The following is a 24308-nucleotide window of genomic DNA, read 5'->3' as shown; positions in this document are numbered from 1 at the left end:
TGCCAGCATCAAGAAAAACGCGAAGTTCGACTTTGGCATTGCCCCACTGCCGTACTATCCCGATGTCGCCGGCGCACCGCAAAACACCGTGATTGGCGGCGCCTCGCTGTGGGTCATGGGTGGCAAGAAGCCGGCCGAATACAAGGGTGTGGCAGATTTCTTCCACTACCTGACCAATGCAGAAATCCAGGCCAAGAGCCATCAGCGCACCGGTTACCTGCCCATCACGCTGGCCGCGTTCGCACTCACCGAAAAATCCGGCTTCTACAAGCAGAACCCCGGCACTGACGTGGCCGTCAACCAGATGATCCGGAAAACCACGGACAAGTCGCGCGGCATACGTCTGGGCAACTTCATTCAGGTTCGCGCCATCGAGGACGAAGAGCTGGAGCAGGTCTGGGCCGGCAAGAAGACGGCCAAAGAGGCTCTTGACGCCATTGTCAGCCGGGGCGACGAGCAACTGGCTCGCTTCCAGAAAGCCAATTGACGCTGGTTTAAACTCGCCGTGCACGGGCCAAGCCCGTGCCGCCCTTCTTCGGGCAGACTCTCTCCTCTCGCCTCGCCCGGTCCTACGCGCGGGGCGATTCTGACTGAACACTGTGGCTTCTGAAAAACGCGTCGTATTTCGCTCCGCATGGCTGCCCTGGGTGCTTCTCGCACCGCAGGCGGCCGTGATTGCGGTTTTCTTTTTCTGGCCTGCCGCGCAGGCATTGCTGCAATCGTTTCAACAGTCCGATGCATTTGGACTGTCCACGGAATGGGTCGGCCTGCAGAATTTTGCCAACCTGCTCAAGGACGACTCCTACCTGGCGTCGTTCAAGATCACCGCCGTTTTCTCGGTGCTGGTCGCCGGGCTCGGCATCGGGATTTCGCTGCTGCTTGCGGTGTTCGCCGACCGCGTTGTCAAGGGCGCGCTGGTTTACCGCACCCTGCTGATCTGGCCCTATGCGGTAGCACCGGCCGTGGCAGGTGTTTTGTGGCTCTTCATGTTCGCCCCGTCCATCGGCATTGTTTCTTACGTCCTTCGAGGTTTGGGCCTGGACTGGAACCACCTGTTGAACAGCACCCACGCAATGACCCTGATCGTCATCGCTGCGGTCTGGAAACAGATTTCCTACAACTTCCTGTTTTTTCTGGCCGGGTTGCAGAGCATTCCGAAATCCCTGGTGGAAGCCGCAGCCATTGACGGCGCGGGACCCTGGCGCCGCTTCTGGACGATCCAGTTTCCGTTGCTGTCGCCCACGACCTTCTTTTTGTTTGTGATCAACATCGTCTACGCCTTCTTCGACACGTTTGCGATTGTGGATGCCGCCACCGAAGGCGGGCCCGGCAGGGACACAGCCATCCTGGTTTACAAGGTCTATTACGACGGGTTCAAGGCGCTTGATCTGGGCGGCTCGGCCGCGCAATCGGTGGTGTTGATGGCGATCGTGATCGTGCTGACCATCGTGCAGTTCCGCTTCGTAGAAAAGAAAGTGCAGTACTGACCATGAGCACCCTTGTTAACCCAAATTTCTGCCCCCTGGGGAGGCATTCGGCGCCCTTGGTGCAGTGGGGCGGTCGCTGATGGTCGAACGCAACCCTGTCCTGCAAGTGCTCTCGCATCTCGTCCTGATCCTGGGGGTTCTGGTGGTGGCGTTTCCGCTCTATGTGACTTTTGTCGCATCGACGCAGACCGCGGACGAGATTTTGCAGGCCCCCATGTCCCTGCTACCCGGCAGCCATCTGATCGAAAACTATGCCGCTGCGATCCAGGGAACCGGCAAAGGTGCGGCCTCGAATGCGCCGGTTGGCCGCATGATGATGGTCAGCCTGATCACGGCCCTGGTGATCGCGGTCGGAAAAATCGCTATCTCGCTGCTCTCCGCCTTTGCCATCGTCTATTTCCGCTTTCCCTTCAGGATGTTCTTCTTCTGGGCCATCTTCGTCACGCTGATGCTGCCGGTCGAGGTGCGTATCGGTCCCACTTATGCCGTGGTGGCGAATCTTGGCATGCTGAACACCTACGCCGGCCTCACGGTCCCGCTGATCGCGTCCGCCACCGCCACCTTTCTATTCCGGCAGTTCTTTCTGACCGTGCCCGACGAGCTGGTCGAAGCCGCGCGCATCGACGGCGCCGGGCCGCTGCGGTTTTTCAAGGACGTCCTGGTACCGCTGTCGTCCACGAGCATTGCCGCCCTGTTTGTGATCCAGTTTATTTACGGATGGAACCAGTATCTCTGGCCCCTGCTCGTGACGACCAACGAAACCATGTACCCGGTGGTGATCGGCATCAAGCGGATGATCAGCGGCGGCGATGCGGCAACTGACTGGAACATCGTCATGGCGACCGCGGTGCTGGCCATGATTCCGCCCGCGCTGGTTGTGATGCTGATGCAGCGCTGGTTTGTCAAAGGCCTGGTGGATACCGAGAAATGACCCTCCCCGAAGCGCCTTCGGCGCCTCCCCCAGGGGGCGACGCCAGCGGCCCGGCAAAGCCGGTTCCGCGGCGTCCGCTTGAATTAAATCCAACGTAGGTTGTCTCTCAATGGCTTCAATCCAACTCAAAGACGTCGTCAAGCATTACGGCACCGGCAAACATGCGCTGCAGGTCATCCATGGCGTCAACGCGACAATAGCCGACCATGAATTCATCGTGATCGTCGGCCCTTCGGGCTGCGGCAAATCCACCTTGTTGCGCATGGTGGCCGGCCTGGAAGAAATCACCGATGGTGAAATTTCCATCGGTGGCCGCGTCGTCAACGATCTGGAACCGGCCGAACGCGACATTGCCATGGTCTTCCAGAACTACGCGCTGTACCCGCACATGAGCGTCTTCGACAACATGGCCTATGGCCTGAAGATCAAGAAGGTGCCGCTGGACGAAATCAAGACCCGCGTCGACAAGGCCGCCAAAATTCTGGAACTCGGCCAACTGCTGGACCGCAAGCCGCGCCAGCTCTCCGGCGGCCAGCGCCAGCGCGTCGCCATGGGCCGCGCCATCGTGCGCCAGCCCCAGGTTTTCCTGTTCGACGAGCCGCTGTCCAACCTGGACGCCAAGCTGCGGGTGCAGACCCGGCTGGAAATCCAGAAGCTGCACCGCGAACTCGGCATCACCTCGCTGTTCGTCACGCACGATCAGGTCGAGGCCATGACGCTGGCGCAGCGCATGATTGTCATGAACGCCGGCCGCATGGAGCAGTTCGGCACGCCCGAAGAGGTCTACAACCGCCCGGCCACCACGTTCGTGGCCAGCTTCATGGGCTCGCCGCCGATGAACCTGCTCAAACAGGCGCCCAACGCCGACTTCGGCGGCCGGCCCGGCGCCATCCTCGGCATTCGTCCCGAGCATCTGCAGATCGGTGACACCGGCTGGGCCGTTCAGGTCGACACGATGGAGATGCTGGGTGCCGAGCGCCTGGTTTACTGCCGTTTCGGCGACGAATTCCTGATTGTGCGCACGGACGAAACCCAGGCCACGCCCGAGATCGGCGCCACCATCCATGTGGCACCGCGCACCGACCGCTTGCACTGGTTTGACGCCGAAAGCGGAAAAAGGCTTTGACGCCCTGGCCCTATCCGCGCTGGATCGCCCACCGCGGCGCAGGCAAGCTGGCGCCGGAAAACACGCTGGCCGCCTTCAGGCTCGGTGCCAGCCACGGCTACCGCATGTTCGAATGTGATGTGAAGCTCAGTGCCGACGGCGTGCCCTTCCTGATGCATGACGCCACGCTGGAACGCACGACCAGCGGCCAGGGCACAGGCGGCGGGCAGCCCTGGGAAGCGCTGTCGCGGCTCGATGCGGGCAGTTGGCATTCGCGCGCCTACGCCGGCGAGCCGCTGGCCAGCCTGGACAACGTGGCACGTTATTGCCTGCGCAACGGGTATTTCCTGAACATCGAGATCAAGCCCACCCCGGGCCATGAGGCCCGCACCGGCACGGTCGTGGCCAACGCCGCGGCCCGCCTGTGGGAAGGCGCCGCCGTGCCGCCGCTGCTGACTTCTTTTCAGCCCGAGGCGCTGGAAGCGGCCAAAGTCGCGCAACCGGAAATGCCGCGTGGACTGCTGCTCGACAGTTTGTGGAAGGGCTGGCTGGAAACGGCACGGACCCTGGACTGCGCGGCGCTGATCTGCAACCAGGCCCTGTGGGACAGCTCCACCGTGCTGCAGGCCAAAAACGCCGGGTTTCGCTGCCTGAGTTATACCGTCAACGACGAATGGGCGGCCCAGCGCCTGCTCGATCTGGGGACCGACGGCATCATCACCGACCGGGTCGACCTGTTCGCTCCCGACGCCTGAGCGGGGCGTTCAGGCTTTCCAGCCGCGCAGCAACAGCCACTGGCAGGTCGCCGCACCCACGGCCAGCAGCGCATAACTGGCCATCTTGCCGTCGCGGCCAAAAATGACCAGCCCGGCCGCCAGCAAGACCAGGGACGCTACAAAAACAATAGCTAGTTGCGCACTCAGGGAAAGGGCTAGAGGCCTTTTTGACCCAAAGAATCGGGCAAAGACATGGGCCACCAGCACCACGAACAGCGCCACAAAGGCGGCCGGAGCCATGAAATTGAGCAGCTGGTTGGTCAGGTTGAGTGCAGTCATGCCGGCGGCGGATTGAAGGGAGTCATTCGAAAGGTCCAGGCGCGCCATCGGCACCCCGGCTTGCCCTGTATCAAGGGCATTGAAAGAATGTCCGCGTCCGGTCACCCTTCAATTTTATAATCGGGCCATGTCAGTCTGGACCTTGGGCATCAACCATACCACCGCACCGCTCGATTTGCGCGGCCGGTTTGCGTTCGCCATCGACCAGATCGAGCCCACCTTGAGGGGCTTGCGCGAGTCCCTGGCGCGCCAGCCCGAAGCCACGCTGCTGTCGACCTGCAACCGCACCGAGATCTATTGCGCCGGCGACAAGTCCGACCTCGAGCACACGCTCGAATGGCTGGCGCACCGCGGCGGCGTCTCGCCGGCCCTGCTGCGCTCCCACGCCTACACCCTGGAAAACGACCATGCCGCGCGCCACGCCTTTCGCGTCGCCAGCGGGCTGGACTCCATGGTGCTGGGCGAGCCGCAGATCCTCGGGCAAATGAAGGACGCCGTTCGCGCCGCCGAAGACGCCGGCGCCATGGGCACCACGCTGCACCAGCTGTTCCAGCGCTCTTTCGCGGTCGCCAAGGAAGTCCGCACCAGCACCGAGATCGGCGCGCACAGCATCAGCCTGGCGGCCGCTTCGGTCCGGCTGGCCGGCCAGCTCTTCGAGGACCTGAGCGACATCAAGGTCCTGTTTGTCGGCGCGGGCGAGATGATCGACCTGGCCGCCACCCACTTTGCCGCCAAAAACCCGAAAGCCATGACGGTGGCCAACCGCACCCTGGAGCGCGGCGAAAAACTCGCCGGGCGCTTCGGTGCCGAGGTCATGCGCCTGGCCGACCTGCCGAGCCGCCTGCACGAGTTCGACGCGGTGATCAGCTGCACCGCCAGCACCCTGCCCATCATCGGCCTTGGCGCGGTCGAGCGCGCCGTCAAGCTGCGCAAGCACCGCCCGATGTTCATGGTCGACCTGGCTGTGCCGCGCGACATCGAGCCGGAAGTCAAGGAACTGCCGGACATCTACCTCTACACCGTCGATGATCTGGCGCACGTGGTGCAGACCGGCAGGGACAGCCGGCAGGCCGCGGTGGCCGAGGCCGAAGTCATCATCGATGCCGGTGTGCAGAACTTCATGCACTGGCTCGACCAGCGGCGCACCGTGCCGCTGATCCAGCAGCTCAACGCCCAGACCGACGAATGGCGGGCGCTGGAAATCGCCCGCGCCAAAAAACTGCTGGCCAAAGGCGAGCCTGTGGATGCGGTCCTCGAGGCGTTGTCGCGCGGGTTGACGCAGAAAATGTTGCACGGCGCACTCGCCGAGCTGCATGCCGGCAGTGCGGACAACCGCGAAGCGACGGCGCAAACCGTCTCCCGGCTGTTTTTGCGCGGCAACCTGCCCAGGGAACAGAAAGAGCGTTAGCGCCACTTTCTTCGCCAGCCAGGCGGCCCGTGCACCGGGCTGCATGCGGCGCCGGCCCGGCCGGCGACCTGTCCTGAACGTTTTGCCCCCAGGCCCCTTTTCCATCTTTCCCATGAAACCGTTTCTCCGCCAGACCCTGGACCGCCAGATTTTCCGGCTGCACGAGCTCGATGCCCTGTTGTCCGCCGCCGACGTGGTCAGCAACATGGAGCGTTTTCGCAACCTGACGCGTGAACACGCCGAGGCCAGCATCGTGGTCACCCAGTACCAGCAACTGACGGCGCGCGAGGCTGATCTGGCCAGCGCGCAGGCCATGCTGTCGGAAGCCAGGGACGATCCCGAGATGGCCGCCATGGCCGAAGAAGAGATCACGGCCGCGCAGGCCGACATAGCCCGGCTGGACGAAGCCCTGCAGCTGATGCTGATCCCCAAGGACCCCGACGATGCGCGCCCGGCGTTCATCGAGATCCGCGCCGGCGCCGGCGGCGATGAGTCCGCGCTGTTCGCGGCCGACCTGTTTCGCATGTACACGCGTTACGCCGAGCGCAAGCGCTGGGCCGTCGAAATCATCAGCGAATCGGTCAGCGAGCTCGGCGGCTACAAGGAAGTGGTGCTGCGCCTGGACGGCCCGCCCGATGCCTTGGGTGTCGGCGTTTACGGCAAGCTGCGTTTCGAGTCAGGCGGCCACCGCGTGCAGCGCGTGCCGGCCACCGAAACCCAGGGCCGCATCCACACCAGCGCCTGCACCGTCGCCGTGCTGCCCGAGCCCGACGAGGCGGTGGCCATCCAGATCAACCCGGCCGACCTGCGCATAGACACCTACCGCGCCAGCGGCGCCGGCGGCCAGCACATCAACAAGACCGACTCGGCGGTGCGCATCACCCACCTGCCGACCGGCATTGTGGCCGAGTGCCAGGAGGGCCGCAGCCAGCACGGCAACAAGGCCCAGGCGCTGAAGGTGCTGACGGCCCGCATCCATGAAAAAGACCGCTCCGAACGCGCCGCCAAGGACGCCGCCATGCGCAAGGGCCTGATCGGCAGCGGCGACCGCAGCGACAGGATAAGGACCTACAACTTCCCGCAGGGGCGGCTGACCGACCACCGCATCAACCTGACGCTGTACAAGCTGCTGTCCATCATGGAAGGCGACATGGACGACGTGGTCACCGCCTTGCAGGTGGCGCGCGGCGCCGAACTGCTAGCGGACCTGGAAACTTCAATCAACGGTTGATGGCTGATTTTTTAACGCCAAATCGGCCTCCAGCCCTTTATTGGCAAGCGCCAACAGCTCCTGTTTTGATAGCAGATCACCGTGACTGACTCCCCATCCGTGAACCCCCTCACCTGCGCGCAGGCACTGACAGCCGCCCGCACACACGGGCTGGAGCGGCTGGACGCCCAGCTGCTGCTGCTGCACGCACTCGGCAAACCCGGCGCCGACCGCGCCTGGCTGCTCACGCATGACACGACTCCCCTGCCGGAAGAGGCGGCGCAGTGTTTCCGCGAACTCAGCCTGCGCCGCGCTGGCGGTGAACCGCTGGCCTATCTGGTCGGCAGCAAGGAATTTTTCGGCCTGGAACTGCAGGTCGATGGCCGCGTGCTGGTGCCGCGTCCGGACACGGAAACCCTGGTGGAATGGGCCCTGCAACAACTGGCCCTAGCGGACATGCCGGCGTCCGCCCGGGTACTCGACCTGGGCACCGGCAGCGGCGCGATTGCCCTGGCGCTGAAGAAAACCCGGCCTGCGCTCGACCTCACGGCGGTGGATGCCAGCAGCGATGCGCTGGCGGTTGCGGCTGCCAACGCAGGGCAGCACCGGTTGCCGGTCCATTTTCTGCAGAGCAACTGGTTCGAAAACGTAAACGGCCCCTTTCACCTGATTGTCAGCAACCCGCCCTATGTGGCCGATGCCGATCCGCACTTGCCTGCCCTGCGCCATGAACCCCTGCAGGCACTGACGGCCGGAAAAAACGGCCTGGACGATCTCCGGCGGATCATCGAGCAGGCGCCAGCCTACCTGCAGCCACAAGGCTGGCTGCTGCTCGAACACGGCTACGACCAGGCCCGGGCGGTGTGCGAGCTGCTCAAGCAGCGGGGCTTTGCCGAAGTGCAAAGCCGGGCCGACCTGGCCGGCACCCCCCGCTGCTCGGGAGGGCGCTGGCCCGACCCTGCTGCGGGCACCGGCAGCCAAACGGCGGGATAATCACCCATTGATTTACCGCGTCTGACATCCATTTATTCGAGCAAGGCAAAGGCCGGCTTTCCTTCGGCCGCCCAACACTCCCATCCAAAGGACCCCCATGAACGATACCCAGCAACGCATTGACCAGATCGTCAAGTCCAGTGAGGTTGTGCTTTTCATGAAAGGCACGGCCCAGTTCCCCATGTGCGGTTTTTCCGGACGCGCGATCCAGGTGCTCAAAGCCTGCGGCGTGACCAAGCCCGCTACCGTGAATGTGCTCGAGGACGAAGAGATCCGCCACGGCATCAAGGAATACAGCAACTGGCCGACCATTCCCCAGCTGTATGTGAAAGGCGAATTTGTCGGAGGCTCGGACATCATGATGGAGATGTACGAGAGCGGCGAATTGCAGCAGGTGTTGGGCACACCCGCCGAATAAAACCCTTCCCAGACCTTCCCGCAGGCCTGCCCGTCACTGGCAGGTTGTGCAGCCCTCAGGCTGGCCGGCCTTTACTGGGTATACCCTTCACACGCCCCGGCATTGACCCGCCCCTTGCACTCGCGCTTGAGCCTTGTAGCGCGCTCCTTGGCGGTTTCCTGCGAGCCGGGTATGAACTTGACGCTTTTGCCCGGTGGGGCACTGGCCTTTTTGGGGGCCTTCTTGCTGGCCGCCAGGCTGGGGCCCGCCGCAAAGCCAAGCAGCAGGGCCGCCGCCAACACGGCCGTCGCGCGGCGTGCCAATGATGCTTGAATCATGTCCCTCTCCTCCTCGTTGAGTGACGGCTTGGCTTTCTGCCGTCCTGCCGTCCTGCCGTTTTTACACGATGGCAGGCCCTATTGCAATCTGGCGTCGCCGTAGACCTGGTCATCCGGCGGCGCGTCGGCCGGCAAGCGAAAACCCTCGCTGGCCCAGGCACCGAGATCGATATTTTTGCAACGCTCGCTACAAAAAGGCCTGAACCGGTTTTCCGGCGCGTAAATGCTGGGGCCGCCGCAGGTGGGGCAGACCACTGTTTTGGGTGGGGGCTGGTCTGGATTCATGGTCGCAAGTTCAAGCTGGAAATCAGGGGTCAGGACCGGCGTCCACAAGCCGGTCTCAGGAACAAAGTGTCAGTTCAAACGCAGCATCGTCGGTGCAGGCGTGCAGCCGGTCGTCACTTTCATGGCGCATGAGGCGCACGGAAACCATCAGGCGGTTGCCGCTGATCTCCGGAATCAGCCCCAGGCTCGGGTCGATCAGCAGGCGCAGAAGCTGGAAGGTACGTCCCTGCGGCAAGGTTTGCTGGTACTGCCCGCCCGCTGCCACGACTTTTTGCGGCAGACCGGAGTCGCGCAGCAACTTGAGCAACATCCGCACCGACTCGGCCAGCGGCACCAGCGTGGCGATCCAGCGCTGCAAGTCCTGCTGCCGCAGGCGTGTCTCAAAGTGCTGCCAGGCGAAATACGCCGGCAGATCGAATTCACAGGTTCCACCGGGGATGCCGATGCGGCTGCGAATGCTCATGAGCCAGTCGTTTTCAGTCAGGGACTGCCCCGCTTTTCCCGGCAGGCTGTTCAAGGCCGAAAAACACCCATCCAGCTGTCCGGTGACCTCGTCCAGCACCGCCTCGGAAATCGCCGGGTTGCCGCGGTAGCCGTTGAGCGTGTGTTTCTGCCGGTCCAGGTCCTTGAGCACATCGGTCTTCAGGTCGGCACGGGCCGCCACATCCATGATTTCGAAAATGGTCGTGATGGCGTAATGGTGGTCGGTCGGATGTTCGCGCGCAGCCAGTTCGCCCAAGCGGTGAAACAGATGCTCAAGTCGCAAATAAGTACGAATGCGTTCGTTGAAGGGATACTCGTAAAGGATCACTGCGATATATCTTTTTCAGCGGGTTGGTGGTCCATCCATCATAGCCCGAAGCGCCGCGACAGTTGCTGCACCATCACCGCCAGCGCGGCCAGCGACAGGGGGGCGTCGTTGTAAATGCAGATGTCGGCGGCGGCGAGCCGTTGCTCGCGGCTGGCCTGCCCGGCCATGACTCGCTCGACCGCTTCGCGCGTCCATCCGTTGCGCGCCATCACCCGGGCGACTTGGGTTGCCTCACTGCAGTCCACCACCAGTACCTGGTCTACACGCTGGCGCCAGCGCCCTGACTCGACCAGCAGGGGAACATCAAACACGATACAGGCGCTGGCGGCCTGCGCTGCCTGCCGGTCGGTTTCTTCGCCGACCAGCGGATGCACAACGGCTTCCAGCTGCTTTTTTGCCCCGGCATCCGCAAAGACCAGTTCGCGCATCGCGTCGCGGTTCAAGCCGCCTTCCGGTGTGATGAACCGGGCACCAAACTGCCTGGCAAGCCTGTCCATGGCAGCGCCTCCCGGCGCCGTGACCTGACGCGAGATGGCGTCGGAATCGATCACCGTGGCGCCGCAGTCGGCCAGCATCGCGGCAACCGTGCTTTTTCCGCTGCCAATGCCGCCCGTCAAGCCCACGCGCAACGCCAGCATGCGGCTACAACCCGATGAAGCGCAGGATGGACTGGGGACCAAACACCATGGCCGTCAGCCCCGCACCTGCCAGAAAAGGGCCAAAGGGCACATACCCTCCTTCGCGCAAGCCGCTGGAGAACTTCAACGCAATGCCGACCAGGGCACCAATCACCGACGCCATCAGGATCATCGGCACCAGCGCGCTCCAGCCGAACCAGGCCCCCAGGGCCGCAAAAAGCTTGAAGTCTCCGTAACCCATGCCTTCCTTGCCGGTCAACAACTTGAAAGCCCAGTACACCAGCCACAAGGACAGATAACCGGCCACCGTACCCCACAGGGCATCCGTGAGCTGCACCGCCGGGTTCCAGCCCAGCGCGGCGACGATCAAACCCGCCCACAGCAGCGGCAGGGTGACATCGTCCGGCAACAGCGTGGTATCCCAGTCAATCAGCGCCAGTGCCAGCAAGGTGGCGGCAAAACCGCTCCAGGCCAGGCCGGTGGCGGTCAAGCCCCATCGCCAGGCGCAAAAAAAGAACAAGGCGCCCGTGACGGCCTCCACCAGCGGATAGCGCCATCCGAACTTCGTCCCACAGACAGAACATTTACCCGTCAGGAAAAGGTAACTCAGGATGGGAATGTTTTCGTACCAGGCAATCACATGGCCGCAGCTGGAGCAGCGGGAACGCGGCACCATCAAATTGAATTTTTCGGCGCTGTCTGCAACCTTGCCGGCAAGCTCGGCACACTCGGCCGCCCATTGCCGCTCCATCATTTTCGGCAAGCGGTAAATAACCACATTGAGGAAGCTGCCGACAAGCAGCCCCAGGATACCTGCCAGCGCGGCGTTAAGTTCGGCAGGCAAACCGAGCGCGAGCCCGGGCATCAGACCACTTGACCCAGTTTGAAGATCGGCAGGTACATAGACACCACAATCCCGCCGATCAGGCCACCGAGGAACACGATGATGATGGGCTCCATCAGGCTGGACAGGCCCGCCACCATCTCATCGACCTCGGCCTCATAAAAATCTGCCGCTTTGCCGAGCATGTGATCCACAGAACCCGACTCCTCGCCGATGGCGCACATCTGCAGCACCATGGTCGGAAACAGGTTGGCATTGCCCATGGCCGCCGTCAGGCTGGTGCCGGTCGAGACTTCCTGCTGGATCTTCCGGGTAGCATCCTCGTAAAGGGAGTTGCCGGAGGCGCCACCGACCGAGTCCAGTGCTTCCACCAGCGGCACACCGGCGGCGAACATCGTCGACAGCGTACGCGTCCAGCGGGCGATGCAGGACTTTTCTATCAGGGCGCCAAACACCGGCATTTTCAGCAGGAGCCGGTCCATCACCCGCTGCACTTTTTCATTGCGCTTCCAGGCCTGCATGAAGAAGTAAATACTCCCACCTATGCCACCGAAAATCAGCCACCAGTAAGCCACAAAAAACTCGCTGATGGCCATCACAAACAGTGTCGGGGCCGGTAAATCAGCGCCGAAAGATGTGAACACCTCCTTGAACGCGGGGATCACGAAAATCATGATCACCGCAACCACCACAAAAGCCACCACCACCACCGAGGTCGGGTACATCAGTGCCGACTTGATTTTCGACTTGATGGCCTCGGTTTTTTCCATATAGACGGCAAGGCGATCGAGCAACTGCTCCAGGATACCGGCGGCCTCGCCGGCTTCCACCAGGTTGCAGTACAGCGCATTGAAGTACAGCGGGTATTTGCGGAAGGCGGCGCTCAGGGAGGTCCCGGTTTCCACATCCGTGCGAACGTCATTGAGCAGTTTGGTCACGCTGGCATTGGCGTTGCCGCGCCCGACAATGTCGAAAGCCTGCAGAAGCGGCACGCCTGCCTTCATCATGGTGGCCAGTTGACGGGTGAAAATGGCGATATCCCGGGGCTTGATGGACTTGCCCGAACGCATGCCGCGCTTCTTGATCTTGGTCGCCAGCACCCCCTGCCGGCGCAAGGAGGCCTTGACCTGGTTTTCACCCACCGCCCGGGTTTCGCCTCTCACCTGCTTGCCATTGCGATCCTTGCCTTCCCACTCGAAGACAAATTCCTTGATGTCTCTGGATGCTGCAGTTGCCATGGTGCCTTCTTCAGTAGGGAAGTGATGATGGGGACTTGAAATGACCAGCGACGCGACAGACCCGCTTGTTGAGTGACAAGGGCTTAAGCATTGGTGCAGGCCAGGACTTCTTCGAGTGAGGTCATGCCGAGTTTGACTTTGTGCAGACCCGCTCCGCGCAGGCTTTTGACACCTTCGCTTTCTGCCTGCGCAGCGATTTCGAGTGCGCTGCCATCACGCAGGATGATCCGCTGGAGTTCCTCGGTGATGGGCATGACCTGGTAAACCCCGACCCGTCCCTTGTAGCCGTTGTTGCACATGGAGCAGCCCACCGGCCGGTAAGGCGTCCAGGTGCCGTCCACATCCTCATCCTTGAAACCCGCGTCCAGCAAGGTCTCGCGCGGAATATCAGCGGGCGCCTTGCAGTTGGGGCAAAGGCGCCGCGTCAGGCGCTGCGCCGTGATCAGGATGACGCTCGAGGCAATGTTGAAGGGGGCAATGCCCATGTTGCGCAGACGCGTCAGCGTGGCTGGCGCATCGTTGGTATGCAAGGTGGATAACACCAGATGGCCGGTCTGGGCTGCCTTGATAGAGATTTCGGCCGTTTCCAGATCGCGGATCTCGCCGACCATGATGATGTCCGGGTCCTGCCGTAAAAACGCTTTCAGGGCCACGGAAAACGTCAGGCCGGCCTTGTCGTTCATGCTGACCTGGTTGACGCCAGGCAGGTTGATCTCGGCCGGGTCCTCTGCCGTGGCGATGTTCACGCCTGGCTTGTTCAGGATATTCAGGCAGGTGTACAGGGACACGGTTTTGCCGGAACCGGTGGGGCCGGTCACCAGCACCATGCCGTAGGGACGCTGCACGGCGTTGAGCAGGCGCTCCTTTTCAATGGGCTCGTAACCCAGCGCATCAATGCCCAGTTTGGCGCTGCTCGGATCCAGGATACGGATCACGATTTTTTCACCGAACATCGTGGGCAGGGTACTGACCCGGAAATCGATCACCCGGTCGGGTCCGATTTTCAGCTTCATCTTCCCGTCCTGGGGAACCCGCTTTTCCGAAATGTCCATTTTCGAGATGACCTTGATCCGCGAGGCCAGCTTTTCCTTGATGGCCACAGGCGGCGAGGCAATCTCGCGCAACTCGCCGTCGATGCGGAAGCGCACCCGGTAGGTATGCTCGTAGGGCTCGAAATGCAGGTCCGAAGCCCGCATGCTGAACGCATCGAGCAGCATTTTGTGCAGGAACTTGACAACCGGCGCGTCCTCCACCTCCGAAACACCGGTGTCGTTGCTGTCCGCGCTGGCCGCCTCGACGGTGGACTCATCAAATTCAAAATCATCACCAATGATGCTGTCCATGGCTTCGGTGGCAGTGGTGGCAGACGCCTCCACCATCTTGGACAGCTTGTCGTATTCGGCGATGACCCAGTCCACCCCCATCTGGGTGGAAAACTTGATTTTTTCCGCGGCCTCCTGATCGGATGGGTCGGCGGTCGCGACGATCAGGCGGTTGCTGCGCTTGCTCAGGACCACAATCCGGTAAGCCTGACAGATTTTGGTGTCCAGCAAACCCTTGGGCAAGCGCTGTGTGTCTATCGCATTCAGATCAAGAAGGGGGGCCGCAAACGCGGTGGACATGGTGTGCGCGAGGTCTGACGGGGATACCGCGCCGGAACCGGTCAATTCGGCAATAAAGCTGGTGCGTCCGCTTTGGGCCTTGCGAAAAATGTCCTCCGCAGCCTTCTGGCCCAGCTTGCCGGCAATGACCAATGCCCTGCCCAAGCCGGGCAATGCCAGCGCGGCGGGAGCATTGCTTACAGAATCGACAGCTGCCATGGTTTTGAGAATCCAGCCCGAATTGATAAAATTGACATCATCGCCGATAGATCTGGCGGTGTAAATCTAAAAGCGTTCTGCCCCTGACCCGGTGTTGGAACAAAGCAAAGATCAGGCATCCGCGGACGGGATGTGGGGGAACGGGAGCGGACCATGAATGGTCGGGGTGAGAGGATTCGAACCTCCGGCCTCTACGTCCCGAACGTAGCGCTCTACCAGGCTAAGCTACACCCCGAAAAGTGCCGCCTCAAGCGTCAGGAACGGCGCTGCAGCAACTGAGAAGCCAATTGTAGCAAGGCCTCGCTGTAGGGGTTGACCCCTAGTTCCGTCAAGGCCTGGACAGCGCGCTGAGCCTCCGCAGCCGCTGCGTCCCGGGTCGCCTGCAGGGCACCGGTCTTGCGGACAATGGCCACGATCTCGACCAGCTGCCCGGTCCCGCCGGTCTCGATGGCCTGCCGGATGGTGGCCTGCTCGTCAGCGGTGCCGCGCTGCATGGCGATGATCAGCGGCAAGGTCGCCTTGCCCTCGCGCAGGTCGTCCCCGAGGTTCTTCCCCATTTCCTCGGCATCACCGTCATAGTCCAGCACATCGTCAATCACTTGGAAGGCGGTTCCCAGTGCCTGTCCGTAGTCGGCGCAGGCAAGCTCTATGTCAGCCGGCGCCTGCGCCAGCAATGCAGCCAGCCGGGCGCTCGCCTCAAACAGCTTGGCGGTTTTGGAGCGGATCACGCGCAGATAGCCTTCTTCGGACAGGCCGGCATCGTGCATGTTCATCAATTGAAGCACTTCGCCTTCGGCAATGATGTTGGTCGCCTCGGCCAGGGTTTGCATGATGCGCATGTCGCCGGCATCGACCATCATCTGGAACGCCCTGGAATAGAGGAAATCCCCCACCAGAACACTGGCCGGGTTACCAAATGAAGCGTTGGCGGTGGCCCGGCCCCGGCGCAAGGCGGACTCGTCAACCACGTCATCATGGAGCAAGGTCGCCGTATGTATGAATTCCACCACAGCGGCCAGATTGAAGCGCTGCTCGCCCCGGTAACCCAAAGCGCCACACATCAGCAGCAGCAGCGCAGGACGAAGGCGCTTGCCACCGGCGGCGATGATGTATTGCGATACCTGGCTGACAAGCGGCACCTCGGTGCTCAGGCGGCGTGCAATCACGGCGTCCATGGCCTGCATGTCGTCGGCAATCAGGGCCAGTGCTGCGGCGGTGCTAGAAGAATTTACAGACAAAACGGTCCAGACATGAGATTTCAGGAATTATAGAAAGCAAGCACCCCAGCCGGGACACCCGGCGGCGGCTGACCGAGGGTCCTGCGCCAAATAATGGCGCCGTGCTAGAATATAAGGCTCTGTGGAAATCCGTCCGCAGAACTCACATACGAGGTCTCACATGTACGCGGTCATAAAAACCGGCGGCAAACAATACAAAGTTGCCACTGGTGAAAAAATTAAAGTAGAACAGATTGCTGCGGACGTAGGCCAAGAGATCGTTATTGACCAGGTATTGGCTGTCGGAAGCGGCAGCACAATCACGGTTGGTACGCCCTTGGTGTCCGGCGCTACTGTTACGGTAACTGTCCTGTCTCACGGCAGGGGCGACAAAGTGCGCATTTTCAAAATGCGTAGGCGCAAGCACTACCAAAAACGTCAAGGTCACCGTCAGAACTTCACGGAACTGCAAATCGGCGTCATCGCCGGTTAAGCAGCGACGCACCAAGGAGTATTGAAAAATGGCACAGAAAAAAGGCGGCGGCTCTACGCGAAACGGGCGGGATTCCAAGCCAAAAATGTTGGGCGTCAAGAAGTTTGGCGGCGAAGTGATCAACGCAGGCAGCATCATCGTGCGCCAGCGTGGCACCAAGTTCCATCCGGGCGTCAATGTCGGCATCGGCAAGGACCACACCCTGTTTGCACTGGTGGACGGTTCGGTATCGTTTGCTGTCAAGGGCGCGCTGAACAAGCACACCGTCAACGTGACACCAGCGTAAGCTGATCACTTCGATGGCATCGAAGCCCCGCTTGGTCGGGGCTTTGTTGTTTTGGCTCCTCTTGTTTTCCAATCTTTGTAAACTACCTTCAGGATTCAGACAGCCCCTGCTGCCGGACACCCCTTCAAAATCATGAAATTTGTTGACGAAGCCTATATTGACATCGCCGCCGGCGATGGCGGGAGTGGCTGCGTCTCCTTCCGCCATGAAAAGTACAAGGAGTTCGGTGGCCCCAACGGCGGTGACGGCGGCCGTGGCGGGCATGTGTATGCCCTGGCGGACGTGAACCTGAACACCCTGGTGGATTTCCGGTTTTCGCGCCGCCACCACGCGCGCAATGGCGAGCACGGCATGGGCTCGGACATGTTTGGTGCCAAAGGCGACGACATCATCCTCAAGATGCCGGTGGGCACCATCCTCACCGACGCCGAAACCGGCGAGGTTCTGTTTGAGCTGCTGGTGCCCGGCGAGGAAGTGCTGATCGCCAAAGGCGGCGACGGCGGTTTCGGCAACCTGCGCTTCAAGAGCTCGACCAACCGGGCGCCGCGCAGCAAGACGCCAGGCTGGCCCGGTGAGCACAAAAGCCTCAAGCTGGAACTGAAAGTCCTGGCCGATGTCGGCCTGCTGGGCATGCCCAACGCCGGCAAGTCCACCTTCATTTCGGCCATCTCCAACGCCAGACCGCGTATTGCCGACTACCCCTTTACCACTCTGCACCCCAATCTCGGTGTGGTGCGGGTCGGTCCGGAACAGAGTTTTGTCGTTGCGGATTTGCCCGGCCTGATCGAGGGTGCCTCAGAAGGGGCCGGCCTGGGCCACCTGTTCCTGCGCCACCTGCAGCGCACCCGCCTGCTGCTGCACATCGTGGACATGGCGCCGTTTGATGACAGCGTGGATCCGGTGGCGCAGGCCAAGGCCATTGTGGGCGAACTCAAGAAATACGATGAAGCGCTGTACAACAAGCCGCGCTGGCTGGTGCTCAACAAGCTCGACATGGTGGATGCGGACAAGCGGGCCGCGCTGGTCAAGGACTTTGTCAAACGTTTCAAGTTCAAGGGCCCGGTGTTCGAGATATCGGCCCTGACACGCGAGGGCTGCGAGCAGCTGGTCAAGACGATTTACCAGCACGTCAAGTCGGTGCAGAAAAGCGAGCAGGAGCCGGAAGAGGTCGACCCGCGTTTTGCGGAGTTGCCGGCAGACCCACCGGCGGCCGGCTGAAAACGCCTGCAGCCGTCCTTTTGCCGCGCTACATAAACAGTAGCTACCCGCGTCCAGCCAGCTTGGGCTGGAGCACTAAAATACCCTGAACATGCAGGAAAAAACAGCGTCCACCGTCCTTCTCAACGCCAGACGCATCGTCGTCAAGGTCGGCTCCAGCCTGGTCACCGACGAAGGCCGGGGACTGGACGCGCAGGCCATCGGGCAGTGGTGCCAACAGCTTGCCGTGCTGGTCAAAAGCGGCCGCGAAGTCATCATGGTCAGCAGCGGCGCCATCGCCGAGGGCATGAAACGGCTGGGCTGGGCCACGCGTCCCAAGGCCATCCATGAACTGCAGGCCGCTGCCGCGGTCGGCCAGATGGGCCTGGTGCAGGTCTACGAAAGCCAGCTGCGCGAAAACGGCGTCGGCAGTGCACAGGTGCTGCTCACCCACGCCGACCTGGCCGATCGCGAACGTTATCTCAATGCCCGATCCACCCTGCTGACCTTGCTGCAGCTCGGTGTGGTGCCGGTGATCAATGAAAACGACACCGTGGTCAACGACGAAATCAAGTTCGGCGACAACGACACGCTGGGCGCCCTGGTCGCCAACCTGGTCGATGCCGATGCGCTGATCATCCTGACCGACCAGAAGGGCCTGTACACCGCCGACCCGCGCAAGGATGCGTCTGCGCGGTTTGTCCATGAGGCCCAAGCCGGTGATCCGGCGCTGGAAGCCATGGCGGGCGGCGCCGGCTCCAGCATCGGCAAGGGCGGCATGATCACGAAAATTCTGGCGGCCAAACGCGCGGCCGGGTCCGGCGCCTCCACCGTGATTGCGTGGGGCCGTGAACCGAATGCCCTGATCCGCCTGACACAAGGCGAAGCCATCGGCACGCTGCTTGTTGCCCAGACGGGGAAGAACCAGGCCCGCAAGCAATGGATCGCCGACCACCTGCAGCTACGTGGCGCGGTGACGGTGGACGCCGGCGCAGCCGTCAAGGTGCGCGACGAGGGCAAAAGCCTGCTGCCCATCGGCATGACCACCGTGCAGGGCGAGTTTTCCCGGGGGGATGTGATTGCCATCCGCGACGGCGACGGCGCCGAAGTCGCCCGGGGGCTGGCCAACTATTCCAGCGCGGAGGCCCGGCTGATCTGCCGCAAACCCTCTTCAGAATTTGAAAAGCTGCTCGGTTACACCGGTGAAGCCGAAATGATCCACCGGACCAACCTGGTGCTTACGGCCTGAGCCCCTGGGTTTTGAGCAGGCGGACCATTTCTTCGACCGAGGCCGGCGGCGCAGCGTTGTTGCAGGCCCCTGCCCTGGCCAGCTGCAGTGCGTGCCGCGTCGATGCGCTGCCGAAAAGCGAGCGCCACTGCGGCTGGTTCACCTTGACCCAGGCGCCTTCCGGGGTGTAGCGGGCATAGGTCTTGAGCTCCCCGCTGACGCAGCGCAGGCCTTCGTAAAACACATTGCGCGCGCCGCTGGCGCTGCTGGCAACCATCACGTAACGGACAATTCCGTCGTCCGATATGCGCAAGGTGGCCGGATCCACACCAAAAACCAGCGAGGAACCCGCCACTTCAAAAGTCAGAAGTTTTCGCGTGTCGAAAGCCGGTGGCGCCGGCACCTCGCCTTCTTTCCAGTCGAGGGGATCGGTATTGACATGGGGCTGCGCCCAGGCCGCCAGGGAAAGGCCCAGCAAACATGCCGCACCCCAGGATTTAAATGTCATGCTTGTCTTTTCTGGAAGCAGCCATGAAGCTGGTTTGGGGATCGGGCTCAAACGTTGCGCCGGGAGGCAACTCGAAAGATGCGCCGGGCAAGCCGGCACCGCGCAGCCCCTGAAGACCCGGGTCGCCCGGACCGGCATCGGCCGGATCGCGGTGGCGCATGCCGCCACGCAAATAGCGGTTGCGGTGGTCGGGCCGCGGTTCGAAGCGGTTTTCAAAACGCGGCACAAAACGCGACAGCTCGGTCAGCGCCATTTCATAGACGCCGCGCTTGAATTCCACAACGACGTCCAGCGGAACCCAGTAGTCGTTCCAGCGCCAGGCGTCGAACTCCGGATGGTCGGTTGCGCGCAGGTTCAGGTCCCAGTCGTGACCGACCAGCTGGAGGAGAAACCAGATCTGTTTCTGGCCTTTGTAGTGTCCGCGCGCATCGCGGCGGATAAACCGGTCAGGCACCTCATAGCGCAACCAGTCACGGGTCCGGGCAAGCAACTGCACATGTTGCGGCATCAGCCCCACTTCTTCGTGCAGTTCGCGGAACATGGCCTGCTCGGGATTTTCGCCCCGATCAATGCCACCCTGCGGAAACTGCCACGAGTGGGTACGGATACGCTTGCCCCAAAATACCTGACTTCTCTGGTTGAGCAAGATGATGCCGACGTTGGGCCGAAAGCCGTCCCGGTCAAGCATAATCAAACCTCAATTTTTTAAACTGAGTCCATTATGCACAGCAGAATGCTCAGAGCCAAGCGCACGCCGGGGCGGCAGTCCCAAAAACCTCACGAAGCCCGGAAAAACCATCCATGAAAGCCTCCCAGTTCTTCATTTCCACCCTCAAGGAAGCGCCCGCCGACGCCGAGGTGGTAAGCCACCAGCTGATGATGCGCGCGGGCATGATCAAGAAACTGGGCGCCGGCATCTACAACTACATGCCCATGGGCCTGCGCGTGATCCACAAGGTGGAAGCCATCGTGCGCGAGGAAATGAACCGCGCCGGCGCGGTGGAAATGAGCATGCCGGTGATCCAGCCGGCCGAGCTCTGGCAGGAAACCGGCCGGTTTGCCTCCATGGGGCCGGAACTGCTGCGCATCAAGGACCGCCATGGCCGCGACTTTGTGGTGCAGCCGACCAGCGAGGAAGTCATCACCGACGTGATGCGCCAGGACATCAAGAGCTACAAGCAGTTGCCGAAAAACCTGTACCAGATCCAGACGAAATTCCGCGACGAACGCCGGCCACGCTTTGGCCTGATGCGCGGGCGCGAGTTCATCATGAAGGACGCCTACAGCTTTGACCGCGACCAGACCGCCGCCAAGGCCAGCTACCAGGTCATGGCGCAGGCTTACCGCCGGATTTTTGACCGCTTCGGCCTGACCTACCGCGCCGTCGCGGCCGACAGCGGCGCGATTGGCGGCGACCTCAGTGAAGAGTTCCAGGTGATTGCCGCCACCGGCGAAGACGCCATCGTCTACTGCCCGGAGAGCAGCTACGCCGCCAACATGGAAAAGGCCGAAGCGCTGGCGCCCCAAGGTGCACGCGCGGCAGCCTCACAGGCCATGACCAGGACACCGACGCCGGGCAAGGCCACCTGCGCCGACGTGGCCGAACTGCTGGGGCTGCCGCTGGCACGCACCGTCAAGTCGCTGGTGCTGGCCACCGATGAGCTCAACGATTACGACGAAGTGGTCAAGACCCAGGTCTGGCTGCTGCTGTTGCGCGGCGACCACGACATGAACGAGGTCAAGCTCGGCAAGCTGCCGGGGCTCAATGCGGGTTTCCGCTTTGCCACCGGAGAGGAAATTGACGAGCACTTTGGCTGCAAGCCGGGTTACCTCGGACCGGTGGGCTTGAAGAAGCCGCTCAACATCGTGGCCGACCGGGAGGTGGCGGTGATGAGCGACTGGATCTGCGGCGCCAACGAAGCAGACTTCCACATCACCGGCGTCAACTGGGGCCGCGACCTGCCCGAGCCCGACCTGATCGCCGACATCCGCAATGTGGTCGCGGGTGACGCCTCCCCCGACGGCAAGGGCGTGCTGGCGATTGAGCGCGGCATCGAAGTGGGCCATGTGTTCTACCTCGGCACCAAATACAGCCAGGCGATGAACGCAACCTTTCTCGACGAAAACGGCAAGCCGCAGTTCCTCGAAATGGGCTGCTACGGCATCGGCATCACGCGCCTGCCGGCAGCGGCGATCGAGCAGAACCATGACGAGCGCGGCATCATCTGGCCGGACGCGATTGCGCCTTTTACCGTGGTGCTCTGTCCCATCAGCCCGGACCGCTTTCCCGAGGTGAAAGCGGCGGCGGAAAAGCTTCATGACGAGCTGGTCGCGGCCGGCGTGGACGTGATCCTGGACGACCGGGGCGAACGGCCTGGGGCCATGTTTGCCGACTGGGAACTCATCGGGGTGCCGCACCGCGTCACCATCGGCGACCGCGGCCTGAAAGACGGCCAGCTGGAATACCAGCATCGCCGCGACGCGGCATCGAGCAAGATCGACCTTGCCGACGCCTTCAACTTCCTCAAGGGAAAACTGGCCCTCTGAGCTCAATGAGGCTGTCCAACTTCTTCCTGTCGCCCCAGACACCCGCTGCAGCCGCCCCTCCGCTGGCTGCCGGGCTTTCAAGAAGAAAGTGCCTTCAGTCCTTTTCCGTTCTGGGGGGAGCGCTCCTTTTTTCGGAGCAATCACTGGCCGGCGCACAGATCGAAGAACCCCTGATCGACTCGGTTCGCACGGCGCTGAGTTCAGCCATCGCCAGCCAGGCGCCGCCGGTGCCCGAATTTCGCGACACCGAAAGCCGCCTCGCCTACCTGCGCTGGCTGGGTGCCATGAGCGACCGGCTCTGGAAGAAAAAACCGGAGTGGCAGATCCGTAAGGAATTCCTGCAGACGGTCTGGTACGAAAGCAAGCGCGCCGGCCTGGACGTGGCGCTGGTGCTGGGCCTGATCCAGGTCGAAAGCAACTTCCGTAAATTTGCGGTCAGCCGTGTCGGCGCCCGGGGTTACATGCAGGTCATGCCTTTCTGGACCCGGGTCATTGGCGACGGCGATGCCGGCAAGCTGTTTCACATGCAGACCAACCTGCGTTTTGGCTGCGTGATCCTGCGGCATTACCTGGACCGGGAAAAAGGCGACCTGTTCCTGGGCCTGGGCCGCTACAACGGTTCGCGCGGCAAGGCGGCCTACCCGGAAGCGGTGCTCGGTGCGAGAAAACAGTGGGAACTCACGGCCTGAGGCCAGCGACCAGACAGCAAGCCGGATTTCAAGCCAAAAGTGCCTTCAGCCCTTACTGGACAAGCGCAGACAGCTATCAATAACAGAGCACCTCAAGGCCACCTGTACACGCACCAGTCAACCTGCGGCGTGCGTAGCGCCGGCAAACTGGCGTTCGGCTGCGAACCAGGACAACACCGGCAGCGTGCCCGGCAACACCGGCTGGACCGCCACCGGCAGGCGCTGCCAGGCAAACTGCTGGCCCTCGTGCATCTGCAGCTCGCCCGTCCAGTCGAACACCTTGCAGAAATGCAGCCGCACCAGCGCATGCGGGTAGTCCACCAGCTCGATTTGCCAGGGCTGGACGGCGCCTATGGTGATGCCGATTTCTTCCTGCAATTCGCGGCGCAAAGCCTGCTCCACCGTCTCGCCGGGCTCCAGCTTGCCGCCGGGAAACTCCCAGTAGTGTTCATAGACCTTGCCCGGGGGCCGGGAGGTCAGCAGGAAGTCACCGTTCGGCCGCAGCAACACACCCACTGCGACATCCACCACCTGGCGGTCAGCGCCGCCCTCGCGCGGGCGCTCGCCGTCGGCGATCAGCACACTCATGTCGCGTGATCAGCCGCCGCGTCGCCGGGATCGGACGCCGCAGCCGCAGCGCCGGGTCGCTCGTACGCGGCGATGGCCGGTGCGGCGGTGGGCCGCTGGTCACTGTCACGGCCGGCGTAGTCGCGCGCGAACTGGTAGGCCACGCGGCCGCTGCGTGAACCGCGCTCCAGCGCCCAGACCAGCGATGCCGGTTGGGCCGCGGTGATTGCGTCCGGGCTGACGCCGAATGACGACAGCCACTGCGCGACGATGATCAGGTATTCGTCCTGGCTGAACGGGTAGAAGCTGACCCACAGCCCGAAGCGTTCGGACAGCGAAATCTTTTCCTCGACCACTTCGCCGGGATGCACCTCGCCGTCTTCACTGCGGGAGTAGGTCAGGTTTTCCGTCATGTACTCGGGCAGCAGGTGGCGCCGGTTGCTGGTCGCGTAAATCAGCACATTCGGCGTGGCCGCAGCGATGGAGCCGTCGAGGATGGACTTGAGCGCCTTGTAGCCCGGTTCGCCTTCCTCAAAACTCAGGTCGTCGCAGAACACGATGAATTTTTCGCTCAGGCCGGAGACCACGTCGACGATATCGGGCAGATCGGTCAGGTCGGTCTTGTCGACCTCGATCAGGCGCAGGCCGCGCGCCGAATAGGCGTTGAGGCAGGCCTTGATCAGCGAGGACTTGCCGGTGCCGCGGGCGCCGGTCAGCAGCACATTGTTGGCGGGCTTGCCGATCACGAACTGCTCGGTGTTGCGCCGGATCTTTTCCTTCTGGCCGTCGATTTCCTTGAGGTCCGTGAGGCTCATGCTGCCGATGTGGCGCACCGGCTCCAGCGAGCCGTGGCCCGAACTGCGCTTGCGGTAGCGCCAGGCGATCGCCTGGCTCCAGTCGGGCGCGGACAGGGGTTGCGGCAGCACGGATTCGATCCGCGCAAGCAGGGATTCCGCACGCGCCATCAGGCGTTCAAATTGCTCGTTCATGGTCGGTCAGGTACGAAGAAAAAGCAG

28 protein-coding genes and 1 tRNA gene are annotated in these 24308 nt (G+C 62.4%); 15 read left to right on the top strand and 14 right to left on the bottom strand.

Going from position 1 to position 24308, the window contains the following annotated elements:
* The 5 genes from PSV40_RS21065 to ugpQ all read left to right on the top strand — a co-directional run.
* On the top strand, positions 1 to 487 hold a 487-nt coding region (locus tag PSV40_RS21065), incomplete at its 5' end, for an extracellular solute-binding protein (RefSeq protein ID WP_300541572.1).
* Between the two features lie 112 nt (positions 488 to 599).
* On the top strand, positions 600 to 1487 hold the full coding sequence (ugpA, locus tag PSV40_RS21060) for a sn-glycerol-3-phosphate ABC transporter permease UgpA (protein WP_300541570.1): 888 nt from the start codon (positions 600 to 602) through the stop codon (positions 1485 to 1487).
* Between the two features lie 79 nt (positions 1488 to 1566).
* Positions 1567 to 2418, top strand: a complete 852-nt coding sequence (ugpE, locus tag PSV40_RS21055) for a sn-glycerol-3-phosphate ABC transporter permease UgpE (protein WP_300541568.1) — start codon at positions 1567 to 1569, stop codon at positions 2416 to 2418.
* Between the two features lie 109 nt (positions 2419 to 2527).
* Entirely contained in the window at positions 2528 to 3544 is a 1017-nt protein-coding gene (locus PSV40_RS21050; RefSeq protein WP_300541566.1) for a sn-glycerol-3-phosphate import ATP-binding protein UgpC, read from the top strand.
* Entirely contained in the window at positions 3541 to 4278 is a 738-nt protein-coding gene (ugpQ, locus tag PSV40_RS21045; protein WP_300541564.1) for a glycerophosphodiester phosphodiesterase, read from the top strand. The genes PSV40_RS21050 and ugpQ overlap by 4 nt, the downstream gene beginning before the upstream one ends.
* Positions 4279 to 4287: 9 nt before the next feature.
* On the opposite strand, the gene PSV40_RS21040 is transcribed toward ugpQ, so the two are convergent.
* Complete coding sequence (locus PSV40_RS21040; RefSeq protein ID WP_300541562.1) at positions 4288 to 4578, bottom strand: hypothetical protein; 291 nt, start codon at positions 4576 to 4578, stop codon at positions 4288 to 4290.
* 127 nt (positions 4579 to 4705) lie between these two features.
* Between PSV40_RS21040 and hemA the strand changes: the two genes are divergently transcribed.
* The 4 genes from hemA (at position 4706) to grxD (ending at position 8607) form a co-directional block, all read left to right on the top strand.
* Positions 4706 to 5986 carry a glutamyl-tRNA reductase gene (hemA, locus tag PSV40_RS21035; RefSeq protein WP_300541560.1) on the top strand — a complete coding sequence of 427 codons (1281 nt, stop codon included), beginning with the start codon at positions 4706 to 4708 and terminating at the stop codon, positions 5984 to 5986.
* A 112-nt stretch (positions 5987 to 6098) separates the two neighbouring features.
* The gene (prfA, locus tag PSV40_RS21030; RefSeq protein ID WP_300541558.1) at positions 6099 to 7217 is read left to right on the top strand and encodes a peptide chain release factor 1; all 1119 of its coding nucleotides are present in this window, start codon (positions 6099 to 6101) and stop codon (positions 7215 to 7217) included.
* Between the two features lie 99 nt (positions 7218 to 7316).
* Positions 7317 to 8189, top strand: a complete 873-nt coding sequence (gene prmC, locus PSV40_RS21025) for a peptide chain release factor N(5)-glutamine methyltransferase (RefSeq protein WP_300541556.1) — start codon at positions 7317 to 7319, stop codon at positions 8187 to 8189.
* A 97-nt stretch (positions 8190 to 8286) separates the two neighbouring features.
* Positions 8287 to 8607, top strand: coding sequence for a Grx4 family monothiol glutaredoxin (gene grxD / locus PSV40_RS21020; RefSeq protein ID WP_096667198.1), 321 nt, complete (start codon positions 8287 to 8289; stop codon positions 8605 to 8607).
* Positions 8608 to 8678: 71 nt separating this feature from the next.
* Here grxD and PSV40_RS21015 read toward each other — a convergent pair whose 3' ends face one another.
* The 9 genes from PSV40_RS21015 to PSV40_RS20975 form a co-directional block, all read right to left on the bottom strand.
* Positions 8679 to 8924, bottom strand: coding sequence for a hypothetical protein (locus PSV40_RS21015; protein ID WP_300541554.1), 246 nt, complete (start codon positions 8922 to 8924; stop codon positions 8679 to 8681).
* 78 nt (positions 8925 to 9002) lie between these two features.
* A complete protein-coding gene (locus PSV40_RS21010; RefSeq protein ID WP_300541552.1) occupies positions 9003 to 9209 on the bottom strand; it encodes a DNA gyrase inhibitor YacG in 207 nt (68 codons plus the stop codon).
* A 55-nt stretch (positions 9210 to 9264) separates the two neighbouring features.
* On the bottom strand, positions 9265 to 10020 hold the full coding sequence (gene zapD, locus PSV40_RS21005) for a cell division protein ZapD (RefSeq protein WP_300541550.1): 756 nt from the start codon (positions 10018 to 10020) through the stop codon (positions 9265 to 9267).
* A gap of 38 nt (positions 10021 to 10058) precedes the next feature.
* Positions 10059 to 10658 carry a dephospho-CoA kinase gene (coaE, locus tag PSV40_RS21000; RefSeq protein ID WP_300541548.1) on the bottom strand — a complete coding sequence of 200 codons (600 nt, stop codon included), beginning with the start codon at positions 10656 to 10658 and terminating at the stop codon, positions 10059 to 10061.
* A 4-nt stretch (positions 10659 to 10662) separates the two neighbouring features.
* Complete coding sequence (locus tag PSV40_RS20995; protein WP_300541546.1) at positions 10663 to 11523, bottom strand: A24 family peptidase; 861 nt, start codon at positions 11521 to 11523, stop codon at positions 10663 to 10665.
* Positions 11523 to 12740 (bottom strand): type II secretion system F family protein, encoded by a 1218-nt coding sequence (locus PSV40_RS20990; RefSeq protein ID WP_300541544.1) that lies wholly within the window; start codon positions 12738 to 12740, stop codon positions 11523 to 11525. The genes PSV40_RS20995 and PSV40_RS20990 overlap by 1 nt, the downstream gene beginning before the upstream one ends.
* Positions 12741 to 12823: 83 nt before the next feature.
* Complete coding sequence (gene pilB / locus PSV40_RS20985) at positions 12824 to 14560, bottom strand: type IV-A pilus assembly ATPase PilB (RefSeq protein ID WP_300541542.1); 1737 nt, start codon at positions 14558 to 14560, stop codon at positions 12824 to 12826.
* Between the two features lie 158 nt (positions 14561 to 14718).
* Positions 14719 to 14795: transfer RNA gene (locus PSV40_RS20980), tRNA-Pro, on the bottom strand.
* Between the two features lie 19 nt (positions 14796 to 14814).
* Positions 14815 to 15798 carry a polyprenyl synthetase family protein gene (locus tag PSV40_RS20975; RefSeq protein ID WP_300541540.1) on the bottom strand — a complete coding sequence of 328 codons (984 nt, stop codon included), beginning with the start codon at positions 15796 to 15798 and terminating at the stop codon, positions 14815 to 14817.
* Between the two features lie 160 nt (positions 15799 to 15958).
* Here PSV40_RS20975 and rplU point away from each other — a divergent pair, with 160 nt between their 5' ends.
* The 4 genes from rplU (at position 15959) to proB (ending at position 19002) form a co-directional block, all read left to right on the top strand.
* Positions 15959 to 16270 (top strand): 50S ribosomal protein L21, encoded by a 312-nt coding sequence (gene rplU, locus PSV40_RS20970; protein WP_300511790.1) that lies wholly within the window; start codon positions 15959 to 15961, stop codon positions 16268 to 16270.
* 28 nt (positions 16271 to 16298) lie between these two features.
* Positions 16299 to 16556, top strand: coding sequence for a 50S ribosomal protein L27 (gene rpmA / locus PSV40_RS20965; protein WP_096667180.1), 258 nt, complete (start codon positions 16299 to 16301; stop codon positions 16554 to 16556).
* A gap of 132 nt (positions 16557 to 16688) precedes the next feature.
* Positions 16689 to 17774 (top strand): Obg family GTPase CgtA, encoded by a 1086-nt coding sequence (gene cgtA / locus PSV40_RS20960; protein ID WP_293594221.1) that lies wholly within the window; start codon positions 16689 to 16691, stop codon positions 17772 to 17774.
* Between the two features lie 91 nt (positions 17775 to 17865).
* Entirely contained in the window at positions 17866 to 19002 is a 1137-nt protein-coding gene (gene proB, locus PSV40_RS20955) for a glutamate 5-kinase (protein ID WP_300541537.1), read from the top strand.
* Here proB and PSV40_RS20950 read toward each other — a convergent pair.
* Both PSV40_RS20950 and PSV40_RS20945 read right to left on the bottom strand, forming a co-directional pair.
* Positions 18992 to 19489 (bottom strand): CNP1-like family protein, encoded by a 498-nt coding sequence (locus PSV40_RS20950; protein ID WP_300541535.1) that lies wholly within the window; start codon positions 19487 to 19489, stop codon positions 18992 to 18994. The genes proB and PSV40_RS20950 overlap by 11 nt on opposite strands.
* The gene (locus tag PSV40_RS20945) at positions 19479 to 20177 is read right to left on the bottom strand and encodes an RNA pyrophosphohydrolase (RefSeq protein ID WP_300541577.1); all 699 of its coding nucleotides are present in this window, start codon (positions 20175 to 20177) and stop codon (positions 19479 to 19481) included. The genes PSV40_RS20950 and PSV40_RS20945 overlap by 11 nt, the downstream gene beginning before the upstream one ends.
* A gap of 113 nt (positions 20178 to 20290) precedes the next feature.
* Between PSV40_RS20945 and PSV40_RS20940 the strand changes: the two genes are divergently transcribed.
* Together PSV40_RS20940 and PSV40_RS20935 are read left to right on the top strand one after the other, a co-directional pair.
* A complete protein-coding gene (locus PSV40_RS20940) occupies positions 20291 to 22036 on the top strand; it encodes a proline--tRNA ligase (protein WP_300541533.1) in 1746 nt (581 codons plus the stop codon).
* A gap of 5 nt (positions 22037 to 22041) precedes the next feature.
* Complete coding sequence (locus PSV40_RS20935; RefSeq protein ID WP_300541531.1) at positions 22042 to 22725, top strand: lytic transglycosylase domain-containing protein; 684 nt, start codon at positions 22042 to 22044, stop codon at positions 22723 to 22725.
* Positions 22726 to 22842: 117 nt separating this feature from the next.
* On the opposite strand, the gene PSV40_RS20930 is transcribed toward PSV40_RS20935, so the two are convergent.
* Both PSV40_RS20930 and PSV40_RS20925 read right to left on the bottom strand, forming a co-directional pair.
* Entirely contained in the window at positions 22843 to 23313 is a 471-nt protein-coding gene (locus PSV40_RS20930) for an NUDIX domain-containing protein (protein ID WP_300541529.1), read from the bottom strand.
* Positions 23310 to 24281, bottom strand: a complete 972-nt coding sequence (locus tag PSV40_RS20925) for an ATP-binding protein (RefSeq protein WP_300541527.1) — start codon at positions 24279 to 24281, stop codon at positions 23310 to 23312. Before PSV40_RS20925 ends, PSV40_RS20930 begins: the two co-directional genes overlap by 4 nt.
* Between the last annotated feature and the right edge of the window lie 27 nt (positions 24282 to 24308).

The sequence above is a fragment of the Polaromonas sp. genome, assembly GCF_029945925.1.
In the GTDB taxonomy this organism is placed as follows: Bacteria; Pseudomonadota; Gammaproteobacteria; order Burkholderiales; family Burkholderiaceae_C; genus Polaromonas.
Note: the sequence above shows the minus strand (reverse complement) of the source record. Positions and strands in the feature narration are given on the sequence as shown.